Annotated in this window: 15 protein-coding genes; 8 read left to right on the forward strand and 7 right to left on the reverse strand. The window is 71.8% G+C overall.

From position 1 onward, the window contains the following. Positions 1–12 precede the first annotated feature (12 nt). From dpgA to dpgC, 4 genes are read left to right on the forward strand one after another with little or no spacing between them, the layout of a single operon-like run. A complete protein-coding gene (dpgA, locus tag M2163_RS07210; protein WP_280893467.1) occupies positions 13–1,185 on the forward strand; it encodes a 3,5-dihydroxyphenylacetyl-CoA synthase DpgA in 1,173 nt (390 codons plus the stop codon). A gap of 10 nt (positions 1,186–1,195) precedes the next feature. Next, entirely contained in the window at positions 1,196–1,864 is a 669-nt protein-coding gene (gene dpgB, locus M2163_RS07215; protein WP_280893468.1) for an enoyl-CoA-hydratase DpgB, read from the forward strand. Next, entirely contained in the window at positions 1,861–1,995 is a 135-nt protein-coding gene (locus M2163_RS07220) for a hypothetical protein (protein ID WP_280893469.1), read from the forward strand. Before dpgB ends, M2163_RS07220 begins: the two co-directional genes overlap by 4 nt. After that, positions 1,992–3,365: a (3,5-dihydroxyphenyl)acetyl-CoA 1,2-dioxygenase DpgC gene (dpgC, locus tag M2163_RS07225; RefSeq protein ID WP_280893470.1), complete on the forward strand. Its 1,374-nt coding sequence runs from the start codon at positions 1,992–1,994 to the stop codon at positions 3,363–3,365. The genes M2163_RS07220 and dpgC overlap by 4 nt, the downstream gene beginning before the upstream one ends. A gap of 122 nt (positions 3,366–3,487) precedes the next feature. Here the strand turns inward: dpgC and M2163_RS07230 are convergent, their stop codons facing one another. Beyond that, positions 3,488–6,106, reverse strand: a complete 2,619-nt coding sequence (locus M2163_RS07230) for an ABC transporter permease (RefSeq protein WP_280893471.1) — start codon at positions 6,104–6,106, stop codon at positions 3,488–3,490. After that, positions 6,103–6,813, reverse strand: a complete 711-nt coding sequence (locus tag M2163_RS07235) for an ABC transporter ATP-binding protein (protein WP_280853703.1) — start codon at positions 6,811–6,813, stop codon at positions 6,103–6,105. The genes M2163_RS07230 and M2163_RS07235 overlap by 4 nt, the downstream gene beginning before the upstream one ends. A gap of 271 nt (positions 6,814–7,084) precedes the next feature. On the opposite strand from M2163_RS07235, the gene M2163_RS07240 reads away from it, so the two are divergent. Together M2163_RS07240 and M2163_RS07245 are read left to right on the forward strand one after the other, a co-directional pair. Further along, positions 7,085–8,404, forward strand: a complete 1,320-nt coding sequence (locus M2163_RS07240) for a histidine kinase (RefSeq protein ID WP_280893472.1) — start codon at positions 7,085–7,087, stop codon at positions 8,402–8,404. Continuing rightward, a complete protein-coding gene (locus M2163_RS07245) occupies positions 8,401–9,123 on the forward strand; it encodes a response regulator transcription factor (RefSeq protein WP_280893473.1) in 723 nt (240 codons plus the stop codon). The genes M2163_RS07240 and M2163_RS07245 overlap by 4 nt, the downstream gene beginning before the upstream one ends. A gap of 55 nt (positions 9,124–9,178) precedes the next feature. On the opposite strand, the gene M2163_RS07250 is transcribed toward M2163_RS07245, so the two are convergent. The 4 genes from M2163_RS07250 to M2163_RS07265 all read right to left on the reverse strand — a co-directional run bounded on the left by M2163_RS07250 (position 9,179) and on the right by M2163_RS07265 (position 14,597). Beyond that, a complete protein-coding gene (locus M2163_RS07250) occupies positions 9,179–11,446 on the reverse strand; it encodes a M4 family metallopeptidase (RefSeq protein ID WP_280893474.1) in 2,268 nt (755 codons plus the stop codon). A 357-nt stretch (positions 11,447–11,803) separates the two neighbouring features. After that, positions 11,804–12,253 (reverse strand): NUDIX hydrolase, encoded by a 450-nt coding sequence (locus M2163_RS07255; protein ID WP_280893475.1) that lies wholly within the window; start codon positions 12,251–12,253, stop codon positions 11,804–11,806. 128 nt (positions 12,254–12,381) lie between these two features. Next, positions 12,382–12,891 (reverse strand): hypothetical protein, encoded by a 510-nt coding sequence (locus tag M2163_RS07260; RefSeq protein WP_280893476.1) that lies wholly within the window; start codon positions 12,889–12,891, stop codon positions 12,382–12,384. Continuing rightward, on the reverse strand, positions 12,888–14,597 hold the full coding sequence (locus M2163_RS07265) for a PHP domain-containing protein (protein WP_280893477.1): 1,710 nt from the start codon (positions 14,595–14,597) through the stop codon (positions 12,888–12,890). Before M2163_RS07265 ends, M2163_RS07260 begins: the two co-directional genes overlap by 4 nt. Before the next feature lie 359 nt (positions 14,598–14,956). Between M2163_RS07265 and M2163_RS07270 the strand changes: the two genes are divergently transcribed. Further along, positions 14,957–15,544, forward strand: a complete 588-nt coding sequence (locus M2163_RS07270; RefSeq protein WP_280853697.1) for a snapalysin family zinc-dependent metalloprotease — start codon at positions 14,957–14,959, stop codon at positions 15,542–15,544. Positions 15,545–15,640: 96 nt separating this feature from the next. Here the strand turns inward: M2163_RS07270 and M2163_RS07275 are convergent, their stop codons facing one another. Continuing rightward, complete coding sequence (locus M2163_RS07275) at positions 15,641–16,762, reverse strand: FAD-dependent oxidoreductase (protein ID WP_280893478.1); 1,122 nt, start codon at positions 16,760–16,762, stop codon at positions 15,641–15,643. A 341-nt stretch (positions 16,763–17,103) separates the two neighbouring features. On the opposite strand from M2163_RS07275, the gene M2163_RS07280 reads away from it, so the two are divergent. Beyond that, positions 17,104–18,477, forward strand: a complete 1,374-nt coding sequence (locus M2163_RS07280; RefSeq protein ID WP_280897223.1) for a ricin-type beta-trefoil lectin domain protein — start codon at positions 17,104–17,106, stop codon at positions 18,475–18,477. The last annotated feature ends 35 nt before the right edge of the window (positions 18,478–18,512 follow it).

The following is an 18,512-nucleotide window of genomic DNA, read 5'->3' on the forward strand; positions in this document are numbered from 1 at the left end:
GTGGACCTACCGATGACCACCGGTGCACCTCCCGTCGCCGCACCTGCGGCCCCCGCGGCCGTGGAGCCGCTCGGCAAGCACACCCTGACGCCGCCCCGGATCATCGGCGTCGGCACCGCCGTCACCGGGAACAGCTACGAACAGCGCACGCTGCTCGACCTGTTCGGCATCACCGACCCGCGGATCCGGTCCGTCTTCCTCAACAGCGCGATCGAGCGGCGCCACCTCACGCTCCCGCCGCGCGAGGCCACCGGCGCCTTCGGTACCGAGCCGCAGGGCAAGTTGCTGGCCAAGCACAAACGCCTCGCGCTCGACATGGGCGCCCGGGCCGTACGGCAGTGTCTGGCGGACGCCGGACTCACCCTGGCGGACATCGACTACCTGTGCGTCGTCACGACCACCGGGCTGCTCACGCCGGGGCTCAGCGCGCACCTGATGCGTGAGATGGGCATCTCGTCCGCCACCAGCCGGATGGACGTGGTGGGCATGGGCTGCAACGCGGGCCTCAACGCCCTCAACGCCCTTTCCTCCTGGGCCACGGCCAATCCCGGGCGGGTCGCCGTCATGCTGTGCGTGGAGGCGTGTTCGGCCGCGTACGTCATGGACGCCACGATGCGTACGGCGGTCGTGAACAGCCTCTTCGGTGACGGAGCCGCCGCCATCGCGTTGCTGGCCGATCCGCCGGACGCGGCCGGTCCGTCGTCCGACGACCTCGATCCGTCCCCGGCGCCCGTCGCCTCGGCCGGACCGCGGCTGCTCGGATTCGCGAGCCATCTCATCGACAGCGCGATCGACGCGATGCGCTACGACTGGGACGACGACCAGCACAAGTTCAGCTTCTATCTGGACCCGGACATCCCGTACGTGGTCGGCGCGAACGCCGAGCAGGTGGTGGACCGGCTGCTGTCCGCCGAAGGGCTGCGGCGCTCCCACATCGCCCACTGGCTGGTGCACTCGGGCGGCAAGAAGGTCATCGACGCCGTGCGGGTCAACCTCGGGCTCACCCGGCACGATCTGCGCCACACCAGCGGCGTGCTGCGCGACTACGGCAACCTGTCGAGCGGCTCCTTCCTGTTCTCGTACGAGCGGCTGATGCGGGAACGCGTCGTGCGGGCGGGCGAGTTCGGGGTCCTGATGACCATGGGACCCGGCTCCACGATCGAGACAGCACTCGTCCAGTGGTGAGGAGAATCCGGTGAACGACCATCTGAGACTGCGCATCGACGGCGGCCGGCCGATGAGCGCGGAGACCGTCGCGGCGGTGGGCGCCGTGTGCGACGCCGCTGAGGACGGCGGGGCGCGGGGCCCGGTCGTCCTCGAACTGACCGGCAGTCCCGCCGGCCCCGGTTGGACGGACGGCCTGACGGTGGGGCTCGTCAGCAAGTGGGAGCGGGCCCTGCGTCGGCTCGAACGGCTGCCGGAGGTCACCATCGCCATCGCCGACGGCGCCTGCGGCGGCACCGCTCTGGACGCGCTCCTCACCACCGACCTCCGTGTGGCGACCCGCTCCCTGCGCCTCCGGCTCCCGGCCCTGGACGGCACGACCTGGCCCGGCATGGCCCTCCACCGCCTCGCCCAACAGACCCGCGGCATCGCGTCGATCCGCCGTGCGGCCCTGTTCGGCACCCCGATCGACGCCTCGGAGGCCCTGACCCTGCACCTGATCGACGAGGTCGCGGACGACGCGGCGGGCGCGGCCGCAGCGGCGACAGGCCTGGCGGCGGGTGTCAACGGTGCCGAAATGGCCATCCGCCGCCAACTCCTCCTGGACGCCCACGCCGTCCCCTTCGAAGAGGCTCTCGGTGCCCACCTGGCGGCCTGCGACCGAGCCCTGCGACGCACGGCGGCGGAGGCGCCCGCATGACCCACACGCACCACGAGCCCGGCCCGTACCTTCTGCGGGCCGGGCTCGCGTACGTGGTGGCAGCGCCGGCAACCGGCGTCAACGGCCCCGAACGCCACCTACCCCGCACCACAGCGGAGGCGAGCCCATGACAGACACACCCCTGACGGACACACCCCTGACGGACATGCCTGTGACAGACGTACCGACGACTGGCACGTACGCCACACCCGACCTGCGCGCCCGTGAGCAGCTGGACCGGCTCGCGCACGATCGCGCCGCCCTCCGCCGCGCGGCCGCCCTCGGCCCACCGCGCGCGGACGAACGCCGGGCGCTGCGGTCCGCGTTCCTCGCCGTGCACGCCGACGCCGTCTACGCCGAGGTCACCGAGGAGTACACGCGCCGGCTGCGGCTGGCCGAGTTGGCCGAATCCGCCGGTGCGGCCTTTCCGGGGCTGTTGCCGACGCCGGCCGAACTGGCGTCGGACCAGCGGCTGCCGCAGGCGCTGAAGGAGGGGCACGAGATCGATCTCGGCATCTTCTTCGGGGCCGTCCTGCACGCGCCGGCCGCGGGTCGGCACCTGATGGGGACGATGCTGCGACCGACCTCGCGCGCTCTGGAACTGCTGCCCAGGTACACGGCGGTGGGCGAGGCCGACCTGGGCTCGGTGCGGATCGAGCGACGGGACGGCGTGGCCCGGCTGACGATGTGCCGCGACGACTGCCTGAACGCGGAGGACGACCGCCAGGTCGACGACATGGAGACGGCGGTGGACCTCGCCCTGCTCGACCCGGCGGTGGAACTGTGCCTGCTGCGCGGCGGCGTCATGACGCACCCCCGGTACCAGGGCAGACGGGTCTTCAGCGCCGGCATCAACCTCAAGTCCCTGCACGCCGGCGGAATTTCACTCACCGGTTTCCTGCTGCGCCGCGAGATGGGCTACCTCCACAAGATCTGGAGCGGCCTGCGCACCGGCGAGGACGGCGCGTGGCCACCGCCGGTGCGCACCAAGCCCTGGGTGGCAGCGGTCGACGGCTTCGCGATCGGCGGCGGCATGCAGCTGCTCCTCGTCTTCGACCACGTACTCGCCGCCGACGACGCGTATCTCAGCCTCCCCGCCGCCCAGGAGGGCATCGTGCCGGGCGCCGCCAACTTCCGTCTGGCCCGGTACACGGGCCCTCGGTTGGCCCGGCAGATCATCCTGGAGGGCCGCAGGATCCACGCCACGGACCCGGAGGCGCGGCTGCTCGTGGACGAGGTGCACCCGGCCGAGGAGCTGGACCAGGCCGTCGAGGACAGCGTCGCCCGCCTGCGTGGCCAGGCCGTGGCAGCCAACCGCAAGATGCTGAACTCGGCCGAGGAGGACCTGGACGCGTTCCGCCGCTACATGGCGGAGTTCTCCCTGGAGCAGGCCCAACGCCTTTACAGCACGGATGTGCTGACCAAGGTCGACCGCTTCACGACGAAGAGCACGAAGAGCACGGAGGGCTCCACCCGTCCCGGCGCCGCACCGCCCGGCTGAGCCGCCCGGCTGACAGGCCACTCCCCGTCCTCCGCTCGCGCAAGAAGAACGCCCGTCCGGTACCGGATCCACCGGTGTACCGGACGGGCGTTCCTTGTCGGTTCACGCCGTAGGCCTGCCGCTCACTCCGTACGCAGGGCCCGGGCCGTCCCCGTCCGGGCCGCCCACCCCGCCGGCAGCAACGCGCCCGCCGCCGCGATGACCACGCCGCCCAGGGCGAGCAGGACCAGGATGCCGGCCCCGTAGACGTCGATGTCCGCGGCCGGGATCTCCGTGCCGGTCGAGCGGCCCATCGCCGGCATGACCAGGTGGTGCAGGGCCACGCCGAGAGGTACGCCGATGGCGCCGGCCACCAGACCGGTGGCGGCCACGGAGGTGAGGACCATGGTGACGGTCTGGCGCGGGCTCATCCCGAGCGCCTTGAACACCCCGAGGTCATGGACCCGTTCGCGGGTGTCGAGCACCACCGTGTTGAGGACGCACAGGCACGCCACGACCACCAGCATGGCCGTCAGCATGGCGATCAGTGACTGCATCACCACGATGACGGTCGAGGTGCGGGCGTCGTCGGAGCTCGTGGCGACCCCGCCGATCTCCTTCAGCCGGGTGTTGAGCCCGTCGAGGTAGTCGCCCTTGTCCGTGCCCGAGGCGAGCTCGACGGTGAAGTGGTCCAGCTTCACGTCGGGCACGATCTGTGCCACCGACGCGGCGTCGGCGCGTACCGCCATGCCCTGGTCGCCGAGGTCGAAGATCTCACCGACCAGCTTCAGCCGCACACTGCGGCCCTGGTCGGTCAGCGTCACGGTGTCACCGATCTTGGCGCCGGTGGCCTGCAGGAACCGGGCCGGTGCCACCGCCTCGCCGGGTGCGGAGAACCAGCGCCCCGACACCATCACCTGACCGGCGCCCTCGGCGTCACCCTCGTAGACCACGAGCGGTGTACCGCCCTTGACGCCGGCGACGCTCACGAAGGTCTTGCCGGTGCCGAAGTACGATCCCGTGCCGGACTGCGCCTTGATCGCCGCCTCGACCTCGGCCGGGTCGGCCGGCTTCACATCCTCCTGCGGACCCGTCGCCGTGCCGGGCGCGCCGCGGCCGTCGTGGTCCTCGCGGGCCGTGGCGCCGCCGTCCGAGCGGGAGCCCGTCCCGGGCACCGTGCCCTCGTCGCCGCGTGTCGGCGCCTCGCGGTCGCCGGCCCCGCTCCGCTCGGGCGCGCCTGGCCGTCCCATGGTGCTGACGGTGACGTCACCGACCGAGTCCGGGTTGCCGTGCGTCTGGATGGCGAACAGCGAACTGCCCAGCCCCACCGCGAAGGTGATCGCGAGCGCGCCGAAGCCGACGGCCGCCGCGGTGGTCGCCGCCCGCGCCGGACGCGCGAACGGGGTCGCGAGGCCGAGGCTGACGGAGCGCGGTACCGGCAGCCGGGCCAGCAGCGCACGGACATGACGCCCGCGCCCCTCGCTCGGCGTGCGCCCGACGTTGATCGCCACCGCCGTGCGCAGCCGGGCGGCGCGCATGGCCGGGCCCAGCGCGGCGGCCACGACCAGCGCCAGTGCAGCCAGGGGCACCACGATGTCGATCCACAGCGGGATGAGCAAGGCGCTGGTGTTGTACGCGGTCTCGACCTCGTTCAGCATCGGGATCGCCAGCAGGTTGCCGACCACCACACCCAGCAGCGCGCCGAGCGAGGCCGGGATCAGTGCCTGTCCGACGTAGGCGCGCCCCACCTGCGAGGGCGTGAAGCCGATCGACTTGAGGATGCCGATGCGGCGGGTGGAAGCGGCCACCGCACCGCTGACCACGATGGAGATGATCAGCACCGACATCGCCAGGGCGATGAGCGCGAACGCGCTCACGAACGGGACGAACGCCGAGACGTTGTTGTCGGCGATCTGCTTGACGTCGAGCCACGACTGCGCGCCGCGCAGGGCGCCCCCGGGAAGCCCTGCGGAGACGGCCTTCTTGCCGGCCGCGACCGCGGACGGGCTGTCGGCGTCGTCGAAGCGGTACAGCATCTGGTAGCTCGAGTCCGCGCCCGACGCGGCCAGTCGGCTCAGCTGTGCGGGCAGCACCCACGCGTCGGCGCTCTCGCCGACCGACTCGGCGATCCCCGTCACGGTCAACTCGGCCTTGCCGTCCGGGCCGGTGACGTCCACCTTGCTGCCCACCGCGATGCCGGGGGTACGGGCACTGGTCTCCAGCACGATCTCGCCGGACTTCGTGGCCCACTCGCCCTCGACGAGGCTCACCTGGTCCACCGGCTGGTCCGCCTCGGCGCGGCCGACCACCGTCACCGGCGGCGGTTCGATGCCCGGGGGCCCGCCGTTCGCCGACTCCAGCCGCAGCGAGGCCACGGGGAACGGTCCGGCCGCCGCGGCCACGCCCTCGGCGTCCGCGGTCGCCGCCAGTTGGGCCGACGACACCTTCGTCGCGTCGAACTCCGCGCTGAGGTGCGCCCCGTGCTGCTTGGAGAAGGCCTGCTCGAACGGTCCCTGCGAGGCCACCAGCAGCCCGGCGCCGAGCACCGAGGCCGCCACCGCGAGCAGTGTGGTCAGCACCATCACGACGGTCTGCACCCGGCGTCGTCCCACGCCCGCGCGGACCACTCGGCCGAGCGCACCGCCTCCGCCGCCGCTCGGCCCGTCTCTGCCGTCCTGGTTGCCCGCGGGTGGCGGGGACGCGATCGCACCGGGCTCCGCGAGCCGGGTGCCGGTCGGGCGCGCCGGCCCCAGCGCGCTCATCGGGCCACCTTCGGCATGCTGTGGGCGGTGTCGCGGGCGACCTGTCCGTCGACCAGTTCGACGGTCCGGGTCGCGCAGGCCTCCGCCAGCGACAGGTCGTGGGTGACGAGCATCATCGTCTGTCCGTCCGCGTTGAGTTCGCGCAACAGCGCCTGGACGTCCGCGCCCGACGCGGAGTCGAGTGCGCCGGTCGGCTCGTCGGCCAGCAGCAGTGCGGGACTGTTCATCAGCGCCCTGGCCACGGCGACCCGCTGGCGTTCGCCGCCGGAGAGCCGGCCCGGGTAGGCGTGCCGGTGCCGGGCGATGCCGAGGTAGCCGAGGAGTTCGTCGGCGCGGGCCGCGGCGCGGGCGCGGGGCATGCCCGCGAGCTGGGCAGGCAGCAGGACGTTGTCGGCGACGGTCAGATCGTCCAGCAGGTTGAAGAACTGGAAGATCATGCCGATCCAGGTCCGGCGGTACTTGGCGGAGCCGGTCTCGTTCAGCTCGTCCACCCGTACTCCGGCGACGCTCACGCTGCCCTGGGTCGGCCGGTCGAGCCCCGCGACCAGGTTCAGCAGCGTCGACTTGCCGCTGCCGGACGGACCCAGCACGGCGACCGCCTCGCCGGGCTGCACGTCCAGGGTCAGTCCGGACAGCGCGGGCGGGCCCTCGTCGTACGCCTTGCTCACGTCACGCAGTTCGATGAGCGGGTCGATCAGGTCCCTCACGGCGCCTCCAGGTGTGCCAGTTCTCGTTGCGTACTCGAAGAAGCTAGGTGTGAGGGGTCCCGTACCGCGTCGGCCGCTGTGTCGAAGGTTCCTACCGTGTGTGGCGGAGGCCCGGCGGTCTCATCCCTGCGATGTAGTCGAGAGGGGGAGGCCGACCGGCTCGTGGACTGATCCACGGCGGACGGCCCCTTGCCACAATGGCGGGGTGAATTCAGCGAGGCGGATCCTTCGACGCCCACCGTTCCCCACGAGCGCGCCGCGGACAAGTGTCATGCGGTCGTACGGTGCCCGCGCAGCCTCGGTGCTGCGCGCCACGGGCATGCCGCCGCGGCGCTCACGCTGGACCTGGATCGCCGATGTGCTGCTCGCCGCGGTGCTCGCGGTGGGCACGTTCTCCGCGGACCTGGACCGCTCGGCCCACGACGACCGGCCGCGGGCGCCGCGTGTCACGGCCTCGGCTCCGGCCTCGCCCTCGGCATCGGATCCGGCCGCCGCGGCGCCGACCCGCCCGGTCCCCCCGCGCGAGCAGGACTCCGCGCCCGCTCAGCAGAGCGACCGGAAGCTGCCTCCCGCCGAGCCGTGGGAGCTGGCGCTCGCCGTGCTGTCCGCGGCACCGCTGGCACTGCGCCGGCGCTGTCCGCTGGCCGCGTTCTGGGCGGTGCTCGTCGCGACCTGGCTCTTCCACCTGGGCGAGATCACCACGGACGCGGCGGTGTTCGCCTTCGCCAGTGCGCTGATCGCGGCGTACAGCGCGGCGATGTACAGCCCCCACCGCGTGGCCGCGCTGGTGAGTCTGGTGCTGGGCGGCGGCGCGTTCTGCGCCCTGTCCCTGCTGCCGGAGATAGACCGCGGTCTGATCCCCCTGCTGGTGCTGCTGCCGGTGGCGCTCGGCGCCAACCTGGTGCACGCCTGGCAGCAGCGGGTCCGCGCCCAGCAGGACGCGACCCGGCTCGCCGTCGAGCGCGAACGCTCGCGCATCGCACGGGAGTTGCACGACGTCGTCACCCACAACGTCAGCATGATGACGATTCAGGCCAGCGCCGCGCGCAAGACCCTCGACGCCTCTCCCGACCTGGCCCGCGAGGCGTTGCAGGCCGTCGAGGCGGGCGGGCGGGCCGCGTTGGCGGAACTGCGGCACGTGATGGGTCTGCTGACGATGGCCTCGGACGGGCCGGATCCGGCCGCGACCGCGGACCTGGCCCCGCAGCCGGGCCTGGGACAACTGGCCGAACTGACCGGGCGGGTGCGCAGCACGGGCGTACCCGTCGAACTGTCCGTCACCGGCACTCCGGTCCCGCTGCCCGCGGGCGTGGACCTGGCCGCGTACCGGGTGGTGCAGGAGGCACTCACCAACGCCGTCAAGCACGCCGCGGGTGCCGCGGTGACGGTGTCCGTGGAGCACGCGCCGGGCGAGGTGAGGGTGGCGGTCGAGGACACCGGCGGACAGCGCAGGCCACGGGTCGCAGGAAGCGGCCGCGGCCTGATCGGACTGCGCGAACGGCTCGCCCTGTACGGCGGTACGCTGTCCGCAGGCAGCCGCCCGCACGGGGGCTTCGCCGTCCTGGCGATCATCCCGGTGGAGGCCGAATGAGCACCGAGGCACAGCACACGGACGACGGCATCGGGCCGCCCAGGGTGGTGATCGCCGACGACCAGGCGCTCGTTCGCACGGGCTTCCGGATGATCCTCGCCGCCGACGGCATCGAGGTCGTGGGCGAGGCGACCGACGGCGAGGAGGCCGTGGCCGTCGTCCGGCGCACGCTCCCCGACGTCGTGCTGATGGACATCCGCATGCCGGGCACCGACGGCCTGGAGGCCACCCGCCGCATCCTCGGCCCGGACACCCCCTCGACCCCGCCGCGGATCATCATCCTCACGACATACGACCTCGACCAGTACGTCTACGGGGCCCTCGCGGTCGGCGCCAGCGGTTTCCTGCTCAAGGACGTCACCCCGGAGCACCTCTCCGCCGCCGTGCGCCTGGTCCGCTCCGGCGACGCGCTGCTCGCCCCGTCGATCACCCGCCGTCTCGTGGAGCGCTTCGCCATGCCCACCGGACGCAAGACCACGTTGCACCGCGACCTGTCCACGCTCACCCGGCGTGAACTGGAGGTCCTCGAATCCCTGGCCCGCGGCCTGAGCAACGCGGAACTCGCCGCTCGTTTCCACCTGAGCGAGGCGACGGTCAAGACCCACGTGACGCACATCCTCGCCAAGCTCCAGCTCCGCGACCGCGCCCAGGCGGTCATCGCCGCCTATGAGACGGGCCTGATCACACCGGGCTCCCTGGAGACTCCGTCGGCGGGCTGACTGCGCCGCCCGGGCCCTCGGGGCCCGGGCGGCGGTGTTCACCGGGGGTGTCGGGTCAGGGTGTCAGTTGCCAGCGCGCGATGTACCCGACGTCGATGGACGCACGGTCCTGGACGCGCAACTTCCAGGTGCCGTTGAGGGGTTGGGCGGAGGCGTCGACCGTGAAGGTCTGGTCGACGTTGTCGGCGGAGCCGCCGCTGCGGTTCAGCAGGGAGTAGACGGTGCCGTTGGGCCCGACGAGGTCGACGGTGAGGTCACCGCGGTAGGTGTGGACGATGTTGACGTACACCTTGGTCGTCGTGGAGGCGTTGCCGTCGCGGCCGGTGATGGTCACCGGGGACTCCACGGCGGCGCCGTTGTCGGGGATGTCGACGCGGGTGGAGCTGGCGTAGACGTAGGCGATCTGCCAGCTGAAGGTGTCGGTGGCGCTCGCCCCGGTGCTGTCGGTCACCGTGACGGTGACCTCGCTCGTGCCGAGGGTGGTCGGGGTGCCGCTGATCAGGCCGCCCGGGCTGAGGGTCAGGCCGTCCGGCAGGCCGCCGGCCTCGTAGGTCAGGGAGGATCCCGTGTTGGTGGTGTAGGCGTCCAGTTGGAGGCTCACCACCTGGTTGACGCCGCTGATCTGGTCGGCGACCGGGGCGAGGTTGACGCCGAGGGCGATGCGGTTGCCGACGTTGATCGCGGCCCAGGCGTCGGCGACCGCCAGGTAGGTCGGGCTGTAGGCGCCGAACAGGTCGGCGGCGGCCGACAGGGTGGCGGTGCGGGCGCCGGCGTAGTCGGTGGTCGAGGTCATGTACGTCGTCAGCGCCCGGTACCAGATGGCGGCGGCGTTCTCGATGCCGACACCGGTCACGGGCCGGCCGTCGTAGGTCGGGCTGTCGTAGGAGACGCCGTTGACGGTCTTGGCTCCGCTGCCCTCGGAGAGCAGGTAGAAGAAGTGGTTCGCGGGGCCGGACGAGTAGTGCACGTCGATGCTGCCCAGGGTGGAGCTCCAACTGTCCCTGGAGTCGCCGTCCTTGGAGGGCTTGTCCATGTAACGCAGCGGAGTGCCGTCGCCGTTGATGTCGATCTTCTCGCCGACCAGGTAGTCGGCGGGGTCGGTGGCGAGGTTCTCGTGGAACTCGACGGCGGCGGCGAAGATGTCGGAGGTCGCCTCGTTCAGGCCGCCGGACTCACCCGAGTAGACCAGGCCCGCGGTGGCGGCGGTGACCCCGTGGCTCATCTCGTGGGCGGCCACGTCGAGCGCGGTCAGCGGGTGGGTGTTGCCCGAGCCGTCGCCGTAGGTCATGCAGAAGCAGGAGTCCTGCCAGAAGGCGTTGACGTAGTTGCTGCCGTAGTGGGCACGGCTGTACGCGGCGACGCCGTCGTTGCGGATGCCGTTGCGGCCGAAGGCGTCCTTGTAGAAGTCCCAGGTGGCCGCGGCGCCGAAGGCCACGTCGACACCGGCGGTCTGGCGATCGGTCGGCGAACCGTTGCCCCAGACATCGTTGTCGTCGGTGAACAGGGTGCCGGTCCCGGAGGTGCCCTGGTTCAGGTCGTACGTCTTGTGTCCGGCGCGGTCGGGGTCGACGAGCTGGTAGGTCGATCCGGCGGGGGTGGTGCCGAGCGGGACGGTGCCGACGTACTGGCCGGTGCCCTCGCCGGTGTGGACCTGCTCGGCGGCCAGGAGTTCCTTGCCGGTGGCGGCGTCGGTGACGACCTGGAGTTCGCTGGGCGTGCCGTCCCTCTGGACTCCCTCGACGAGGGTCTCCCAGGCCAGCACCGGCTTGCCGGTGCCGGCCCAGACGACCAGACGGGAGGCGTTGCCCACCTCGGCGTCCTCGACCCGGTCCCGCCGGGAGACCGCGAGGGCCTTGTCGGTGGCACCGCGGGACGTGACCTTGGGGCGGAGCGAGGGCACCGAGAGCCGTGCCGCGTTCGCCTTGGTGACGGTCGTGCGGCCATGGCTGTCGTGGACGACGAGGTCGCCGCCCAGGACGGGCAGGCCGGCGAAGGTGCGCTCGTAGCGGGTGTGCGTGGTGCCGTCGGCGTCGGTGACGACGTCCTTGGCGACGAGCTTCTCCTCGGCGCCGAGGCCGATGCGCCGCGCGGTGTCGGCCGCGGCGGACTGGGCGCTCTTCACCAGGGCGGTGCGACGGGCGGGGGTCAGAGAGGTCTGCGCCGCACCGGCCCGCGGGGTGGCGGTGATCTTCGCGGGTCCGGGGTCCGCCGGTGCCGCATCCGCCGAGTACGGGGCTGCGAGGCCGAGCAGGGAGCCTACGGCGGTGAGGGCGACAACGGCGGCACGTCTGCGCCGCACGAGCGCGCGGTGTGACAGGGGCAACGGATTCTCCTTCGGTACGAAGCCGGCCCGTGGTGGGGGCCGTGGAGGAGACGGAGCGGCGGGGTACGCCGGTCCGGAGCGCTGCACGGCATGCGGGTTGAAGGAGGTTGGGGGTGGCGGGGGGTGGGGGTGGTGGACACGTGGCTGGAAGTGCGGCCGCCCCTCGTGATGAAGCTGTGGGGAGGCTGTGAACACCGGGAGAAGAGTGGCATCGTGAAGATGGTCTTGTCATGAGTGCATCAAGACAACGGCTTGAATTGACCAGGCCAGTCGGGCCAAACCGGCACACACAGTGCCGGTTTTCGGCCTGAGCCCCGCATCGTTGTGCGCCCTCATAGGGGGGAGCCCACCTCCCGGTTACCGGGTGAGCGGGGCGAGGTAGGCGTCCAGGGGCTGCACATCCCCTGGGAGGCGTTCGCGGAGGTCCCACCAGCGGATGGCCGCGATCTCCTCGGTGGGTTCGAAGACGCGGGGCTCCGCGCAGGATCCCGCGTACAGGGCCAGGTTCTCGGCTCGCCGGTCAGGCGCCAGCACGAACCGCGCGTAGCCGATGAACCTCAACGGTTCGTCAGGCTGCTGCCCGCTCTCCTCCAGCAGCTCGCGTGCAGCGGCCTGGCGAGGGGATTCGCCCTCTTCGATGCTCCCCCCTGGCAGCTCCCAGGTCCGGCGGTACCGGTCGAAGACCATGAGGACCCGGCCGGCTCGCCACAGGGCCACCAACGCCGCCGGCAGCGGGGCGTCCTGCGGCGGCGCTGTCTCGCGGCCCCGCGTGAGCGAGATCAAGGAGTTGCCACGGCCGTCGGTCACGAGCGGTTCCTTCGCGGGGTGGGCCACGGTCGGATGCCTCTCCATCCGCCGAGCCTCTTACGCCATGGCCCTCCCCCGGACACCTGTTGCGAGCGCGCGTGCGCGCGTGCGGGCGTGCCGGGAGTCGGTCAGTGGTCGGCGCAGCACGGTGTCGGGTCCGGCACCTCGAAGGGGACGAGGGTGCCGCCGGCCGCGGGCATGGCGGTCAGCACGAGTGCGCCGTCCTGCCACTGGGGCCGGACGTGATCCCTCGTGACCATCGATGTCCGCGGGTCGGGGCGACCGGGTGCCCCGAGGACCGTCACCCGGTCGATCGCGGAGCGGTCGAGCAGCTCCGCGATCGTCAGTGTGCCGGTGAGGGACGCGACGCCGGGATAGATCACGGCCCGGCCGACCGCGTCCGGCAGGCCCTCGGACACCTCGTGCCCTCGGGCCGTCAGCCGCTCCCGGGCGGTACGCGGGAGCGGCGACGGCAGGGTGAGGGACACGGCCACCCGCGGCCGGTCCCCGCGCACGAGATGCGTACAGCCCAACGCACCCTCCGGCACGGAGAGTTCGGCCGCGAGCGAGTGGAGCAGGTGATCGGCCGCGCGCAGGTCGCGGATCCCCGCGTCCACGGTGAGGACGTACGGCGTCACGAGGGCAGGACCCACACCGGGTTGGAGTAGAACCACAGGTCGCGCCACGGGTCGGCGTCACCGAGGACGTCGATGGCCGGGCCCGCCGGATCGACCGCCGCGCCCATCGGGCCGACCCCGGACCGGTTGCCGTCGGTGCCGCGCAGACGGACGTACAACGGCCGGTCCACCCGGCCGAGTTCGTACCTCAGGCGGACCGTGCCCGCCGTCTTGCCGATGTCGTACGACTTCACGACCGCGGCGGTCGGAGCGGTGAACGTGTCCCGGTCGGAGACCGGACCGGTGACATCGCCCCGGATGACGTCCACGCGGGCCAACTTGGGCGTGAAGCCCGCCCAGTTGGGACCGCCGGCGAGGGCGACGTCGACGCCGAGCGTGACGGCCGCGCCCTTCTTGACGCGCAGCGCGCCGCCGAGCGTGGCCCAGCGGCCGCCCCCCGAGACCCGTACGTCGAGGCCGCTGATCAGCTGACCGTGGTCGACCCACACGCGGCCGGCGCGGATGCCGTCCATCACGGCGGCGTACGAGAAGCCGTCCGCCCCGACGTGCGTGCGGCTGTACTGGCCGGGCCAGTAGTCGCCCTGGGTGATGTCGATCCGGCCGCCGTAGACCGGGTCCTGGTAGCGGCCGTCGGTGTCGAAGTCGCCGGGGCCGCGCACCGCGGTGTCCGCGTACACCTGGTGGGAGTCGGAGTTGGCGGTGATCCACCAGGGCTTGCCCTCGGCGAGGAGGCTGTCCCACAGTCCGCCGACGGTGGCGGTCATCCAGTCGAAGCCGCCCCAGGTGCGGTAGCTCTCCGGCGGGTAGCCGACGAAGGAGTTGGCGCCGGGGTTGTTGTCGTAGATGCCGCGGGCGCGGGCCATGCCGAGCGGGGCGGGCAGGCCGGCGGCCTGGTGGCCCGGCGCGCCCTCGAAGCCGACCGCGATCCGGTGGCCGGGGTCGGTCGCGTCACGCCAGGCGCGGATCTCGTGCGGGGAGTCGACACCGCGCCGCGCCGGGTGGTTGGCGAGCATCAGCGCGTCCTTGACCTTGCGGCGGCGCACCTGCTCGCCGAGGAAGGCGAGCCCGGCGACGGCGAGGGCCTCGTTGGCGGGCGTCGAGTCGGAGGCGCCCTTCACACTGCCGTCGTAGTCGGTCTCGAACTGCTTGAGGACCGACACCTCGTTCTTGCCGGGGTGCACGAAGACGGTGCCGTGCTCGGCGCCCGGGATGTTCCACTCCAGCCCCTGGAAGACGAGGGTGTCCTCGTAAGCGTCCCGGGCCGCCCTGATGTCCGGGTTGACCTTGTCCACGCCGATCCTGGCATGCGTGGCGCTGCCGTGGTCGGTGATGACCAGCCAGTCCATGCCGTGCCGGGCGCCCTGCCTGACCTGGTCGACGACGCGGTACTTCCCGTCGCTGCTGTACTGCGTGTGGATGTGGTGGTCACCGGCCAGCCAGAGGTATCCGCCCGTGCGGCGGCCGTTGGTGGCGGCCTGGGCAGGGGCGGCTGCCACCGGGCCGAGGACGCTCCCGGCGGTCAGCCCCGCGCCGAGGAGTCCGGCGCGCCGCAGCAGCGAGCGCCGTGACTGCTGTTCGGGGGTGAGGGCCTCGTCGGGGACGGAGGTGTCGAAGGCGGCGGGCAGCGGGGCGGTGGGTGCGTGCCCGTGGTCGCGGTCATGGCCGTGCTCGTGGTCGTGTCTGTGGTGGTGATGCCCGTGCCCCATGAACGCCTCCCGGATACCGCTGCCTTCTGCGGCACCTCTGCGCCGCCTGTGGAGGATCGAGGCGGGACATGAACTGCGAACGACCTGAAGGTGATCAGCGCCCGACCCGGGCACGGCACCTCACCCTGCGGGCGGCGCCAGACCGTCCCCCGGGCCGGGCAACTTCGGCTGGAAACCGGATTCTGACGTCCCTTCATTTATGGCAGGTACATGGCGGACAGGGTGGGCAGGGCATACCATCGCAACGCCCCGGAGGGGCGGTCGACGGTGCGTCCGGCCCCCACCGGACAACCCGAGCCGCTCCTTCGCGTACCCGGCCCCGCCGGGGCCGGATTCCCCCCACGGATGAAGGAGCAGCAATGCCCCTCGGCACTTGGCTCAAGGCAGGCACTTCCGCCACGGCGCTCGTCCTCGCCACGGCGGGCGCCGCGATCGCCGCCCCCACTCCCGCTCCCGCCGGTGAATCGTCCGCCGCGCAGGCGGCAGCGGTGACCCTTCGCTACGACGACAGCCGCGCCGCAGGCTGGGAATCCGCGATCTCGGCCGGAGTCGCCTCCTGGAACGCGAGCGTGAGCAACGTCCATCTGGTGGAAGCGGCGCCCGGCACCTCGGCCGAGATCGTGATCGTCGCCACCACGGGCTGGCCGCAGGCCACGCTCGGTCCCGTTCGTCCGGGCCGCCAGGTCCGCGTCGAACTCGGCAGCCAGGCCGTGGACCAGGGCTACAACAAGACCCGGATCGCCGCCCACGAGCTGGGGCACAGCCTCGGCCTGCCGGACACCAAGCCCGGCCCCTGCTCCCAGCTGATGTCGGGGTCGAGCGCCGGCACAGCCTGCACCAACGCCACACCGAACGCCACCGAGCGCTCCCGCGTACAGTCCGCCTACGCCAGCGCGATCGCCGCGCTCGCACCCGCGGACGGCCGGACACTCATCGACGCGCCCTGACCGGACGGCCACCGAGCGGACGTGCGTCCCGGGGCTCTCGACGAGATCCCCGGGACGCGGTGAACAGCCCGTGGCCGACGGCGCCCGGCCTCCACGTCACGAAGGGAACCGTTCTGGGCGGAAGTCCGCCAGCATCGCGTCACTCTTCCCTGTGACGATCTCCGTGGCGAGCAGCCGGCCGATGAGCGGGCCGAGCGTGATGCCGCTGTGGGAGACGGCCTCGTAGTAGCCGGGTACCGTCGGCACCGCTCCCACCGAGGGGAATCCGTCGGCCGGGATGGGCCGGTGCGCTGTCCGTGCCCCTGCGATGCGCGAGTCGCCGAGTGCGGGAACGACGTTCCGCGCCGTTTCCCGGAGCATCCGCGCGAGTTCGGAAACGTCTTCGCCTGTGTCGATGAGTGCGTCGATGTCGCGGCTGTGCAGGACCACCGAGGCGCCCCCGTCAGGGCGGATCTCGATACCGGGCGCGTGCATGACCCGGCCGATCGGGACCCGAGCACAGTCGATCCGGGTCACGACGCCGGGTTCCCGGCGCATCGGCAGCTGCCGTGCGACCAGCGCGGCGACGTTCGCGGCACTGGGGCCCGCCGCGTTCACGACGACATCGACGTCAAGCCGTGTCCCGTCGGACAGGGCGACCGTCCGGACGCCCCCGTCGGCACCGGTCCCGATGTCACGGACCGCGTTGCCCGACCGGAGCGCGGCGCCGGCTGCCACGGCCTGGCCGACCAGGCGGTCCACCAGGTGACGCCCGTGCACCCAGGCTTCGTCCGGGTAGAACACGACCGGCGCCTCGCCGGGCACCGCGAGAGCAGGTTCTAGGCGGCGCGCCTCGGCCCCCGTCAACACTTCGACGCGGTAGTCCCAACGTGCCAGCAGGTCAGCTGTCTCCAACAGCCGCATCTCGCTCGCGGGATCGTCCACCCAGCGCAGGTGGCCGCTGGGATGCCACCAGGGGTCCGGCCCGATGGCCGTGGCGAGTTCACGGTGGGCCGCCAAACCCGCGACGTTCAGCGTGAAGTAGGTCCTGCGCACTGTCTTGTTGCTGGCATTGACCCACGCGAAGGACCAGTTGGTGACGCCCTCACCCGGCCGTGCCGCGTCGATGAGAACCACTTCGGCGCCCAGCCGGGACAGGTGCCATCCCACACTGGCCCCGAGAACACCGACGCCGATGACGGCAACGCGCCCAGGCCGCTTGCCGGATCCGATCCTCACGAACGCCCCCTTCCAGTTCACCGGCGAACACCCGGCACGTCCTCTGCAACCGCGCCTCCCAGTCTCCAGACGCCCACGGACATGGGGAAGCCGCCGTGCTGAGCGGAATCGGGCGGACGCAGGCCGGATGACGCTGCCTACAACTTCTCAACTCAGCGACGCGGTCGCGTACTTCTCCGGTCACACCCCTTGACGGCTTTGGTATAGACCTTTAAGTTCACCAGCCAGCAGAGCTTTCATGCATGCATCCCTTGCATACATACGTGAACATCCATGTGCACGTCTCACCGCCCTCCACAGGCGGCGTCCACCCCCCACCCTTGGACGAAAGGCCCCTCGCCATGCAACGCCTGGCCCTGCGCTGCGCTCTCGCCCTCTCACTCGGCCTCACCGCCGTAGGCACACTCGCCGCCCCCTCCGCCTCGGCCGCCACCGGCACGATCACCGGCCTGGCCGGCAAGTGCCTCGACGTGGCCGGCGCGAGCACGGCCGACGGTACGGCCGTACAGATCTACGACTGCAACGGCACCGCCGCCCAGCAGTGGACGGTCGGTTCCGACGGCACCATCCGGGCGCTCGGCAAGTGCCTTGACATCACCGGCAGTTCGACGGCCAACGGCGCTCAGCTCCAGCTCTGGACCTGTAGTGGCGGCGCCAACCAGAAGTGGACGGTCAGCGCCGCACGCGACATCGTCAACCCGGCCGCCGACAAGTGCCTGGACGTGACCGGCAATTCCTCCGTCAACGGCACTCGCACCCAGATCTGGACCTGCACGGGAGCCGCCAACCAGAAGTGGAACGCGCCCGCCCCGGACGGCGGCACGACCCCGCCGGACTCCGCTCCGATGGCCGTGGCACCGTACCTCTACAACGGCTGGGGCAATCCGCCCAGCCCTACGACTGTCATGAACGCGACGGGCGTGAAGTGGTTCACGCTGGCGTTCGTCCTGAGCAACGGCTACTGCAACCCGCAGTGGGACGGCGGTCGGTCGCTGACAGGCGGAGTCGACCAGCAGACGATCACCACCGTGCGCGCGAACGGCGGTGACGTCGTCCCGTCCTTCGGCGGCTACAGCGGCAACAAGCTGGAGAGTTCCTGCTCCAGCGCCGGCGAGCTGGCGGCGGCGTACCAGAAGGTCATCAACGCCTACTCGCTGAAGGCGATCGACATCGACCTGGAGGCCGACGCGTACAGCAACGGCACCGTGCAGCAGCGGACCGTGGACGCGCTCAAGACCGTCAAGGCCAACAACCCCGGCATCAAGGTGTACGTCACCATCGGCACCGGGCAGAGCGGCCCCGACACGAGTCTGATCAACCGGGCCGCGTCCTCCGGGCTGACCGTGGACGCCTGGACGATCATGCCGTTCGACTTCGGTGGCGCGGGCCAGAACATGGGCACGCTCACCCAGCGGGCGGCCGAGGGACTGAAGACCGCGCTGAGGAACGCGTACGGCTACAGCGACGACACGGCCTACCGCCGCATGGGCATCTCGTCGATGAACGGCATCACCGACGACCACGAGACCGTCACCACCGCCGACTTCCAGACCATCCTCGGCTACGCGCAGGCCCATCACCTGGCACGGCTGACGTTCTGGTCCGCGAACCGTGACCGCCCTTGCCCCGGCGCCTACCCGAATGACGACACCTGCTCGGGCGTGAGCCAGAGCAACTGGCAGTTCACCAGCATCTTCGCCCGGTACACCGGCTGACGTACGCGCTGCGCAGACCTCACGGAAGGGACCGA

The organism is Streptomyces sp. SAI-135, assembly GCF_029893805.1.
Classification (GTDB): domain Bacteria; phylum Actinomycetota; class Actinomycetes; order Streptomycetales; family Streptomycetaceae; genus Streptomyces.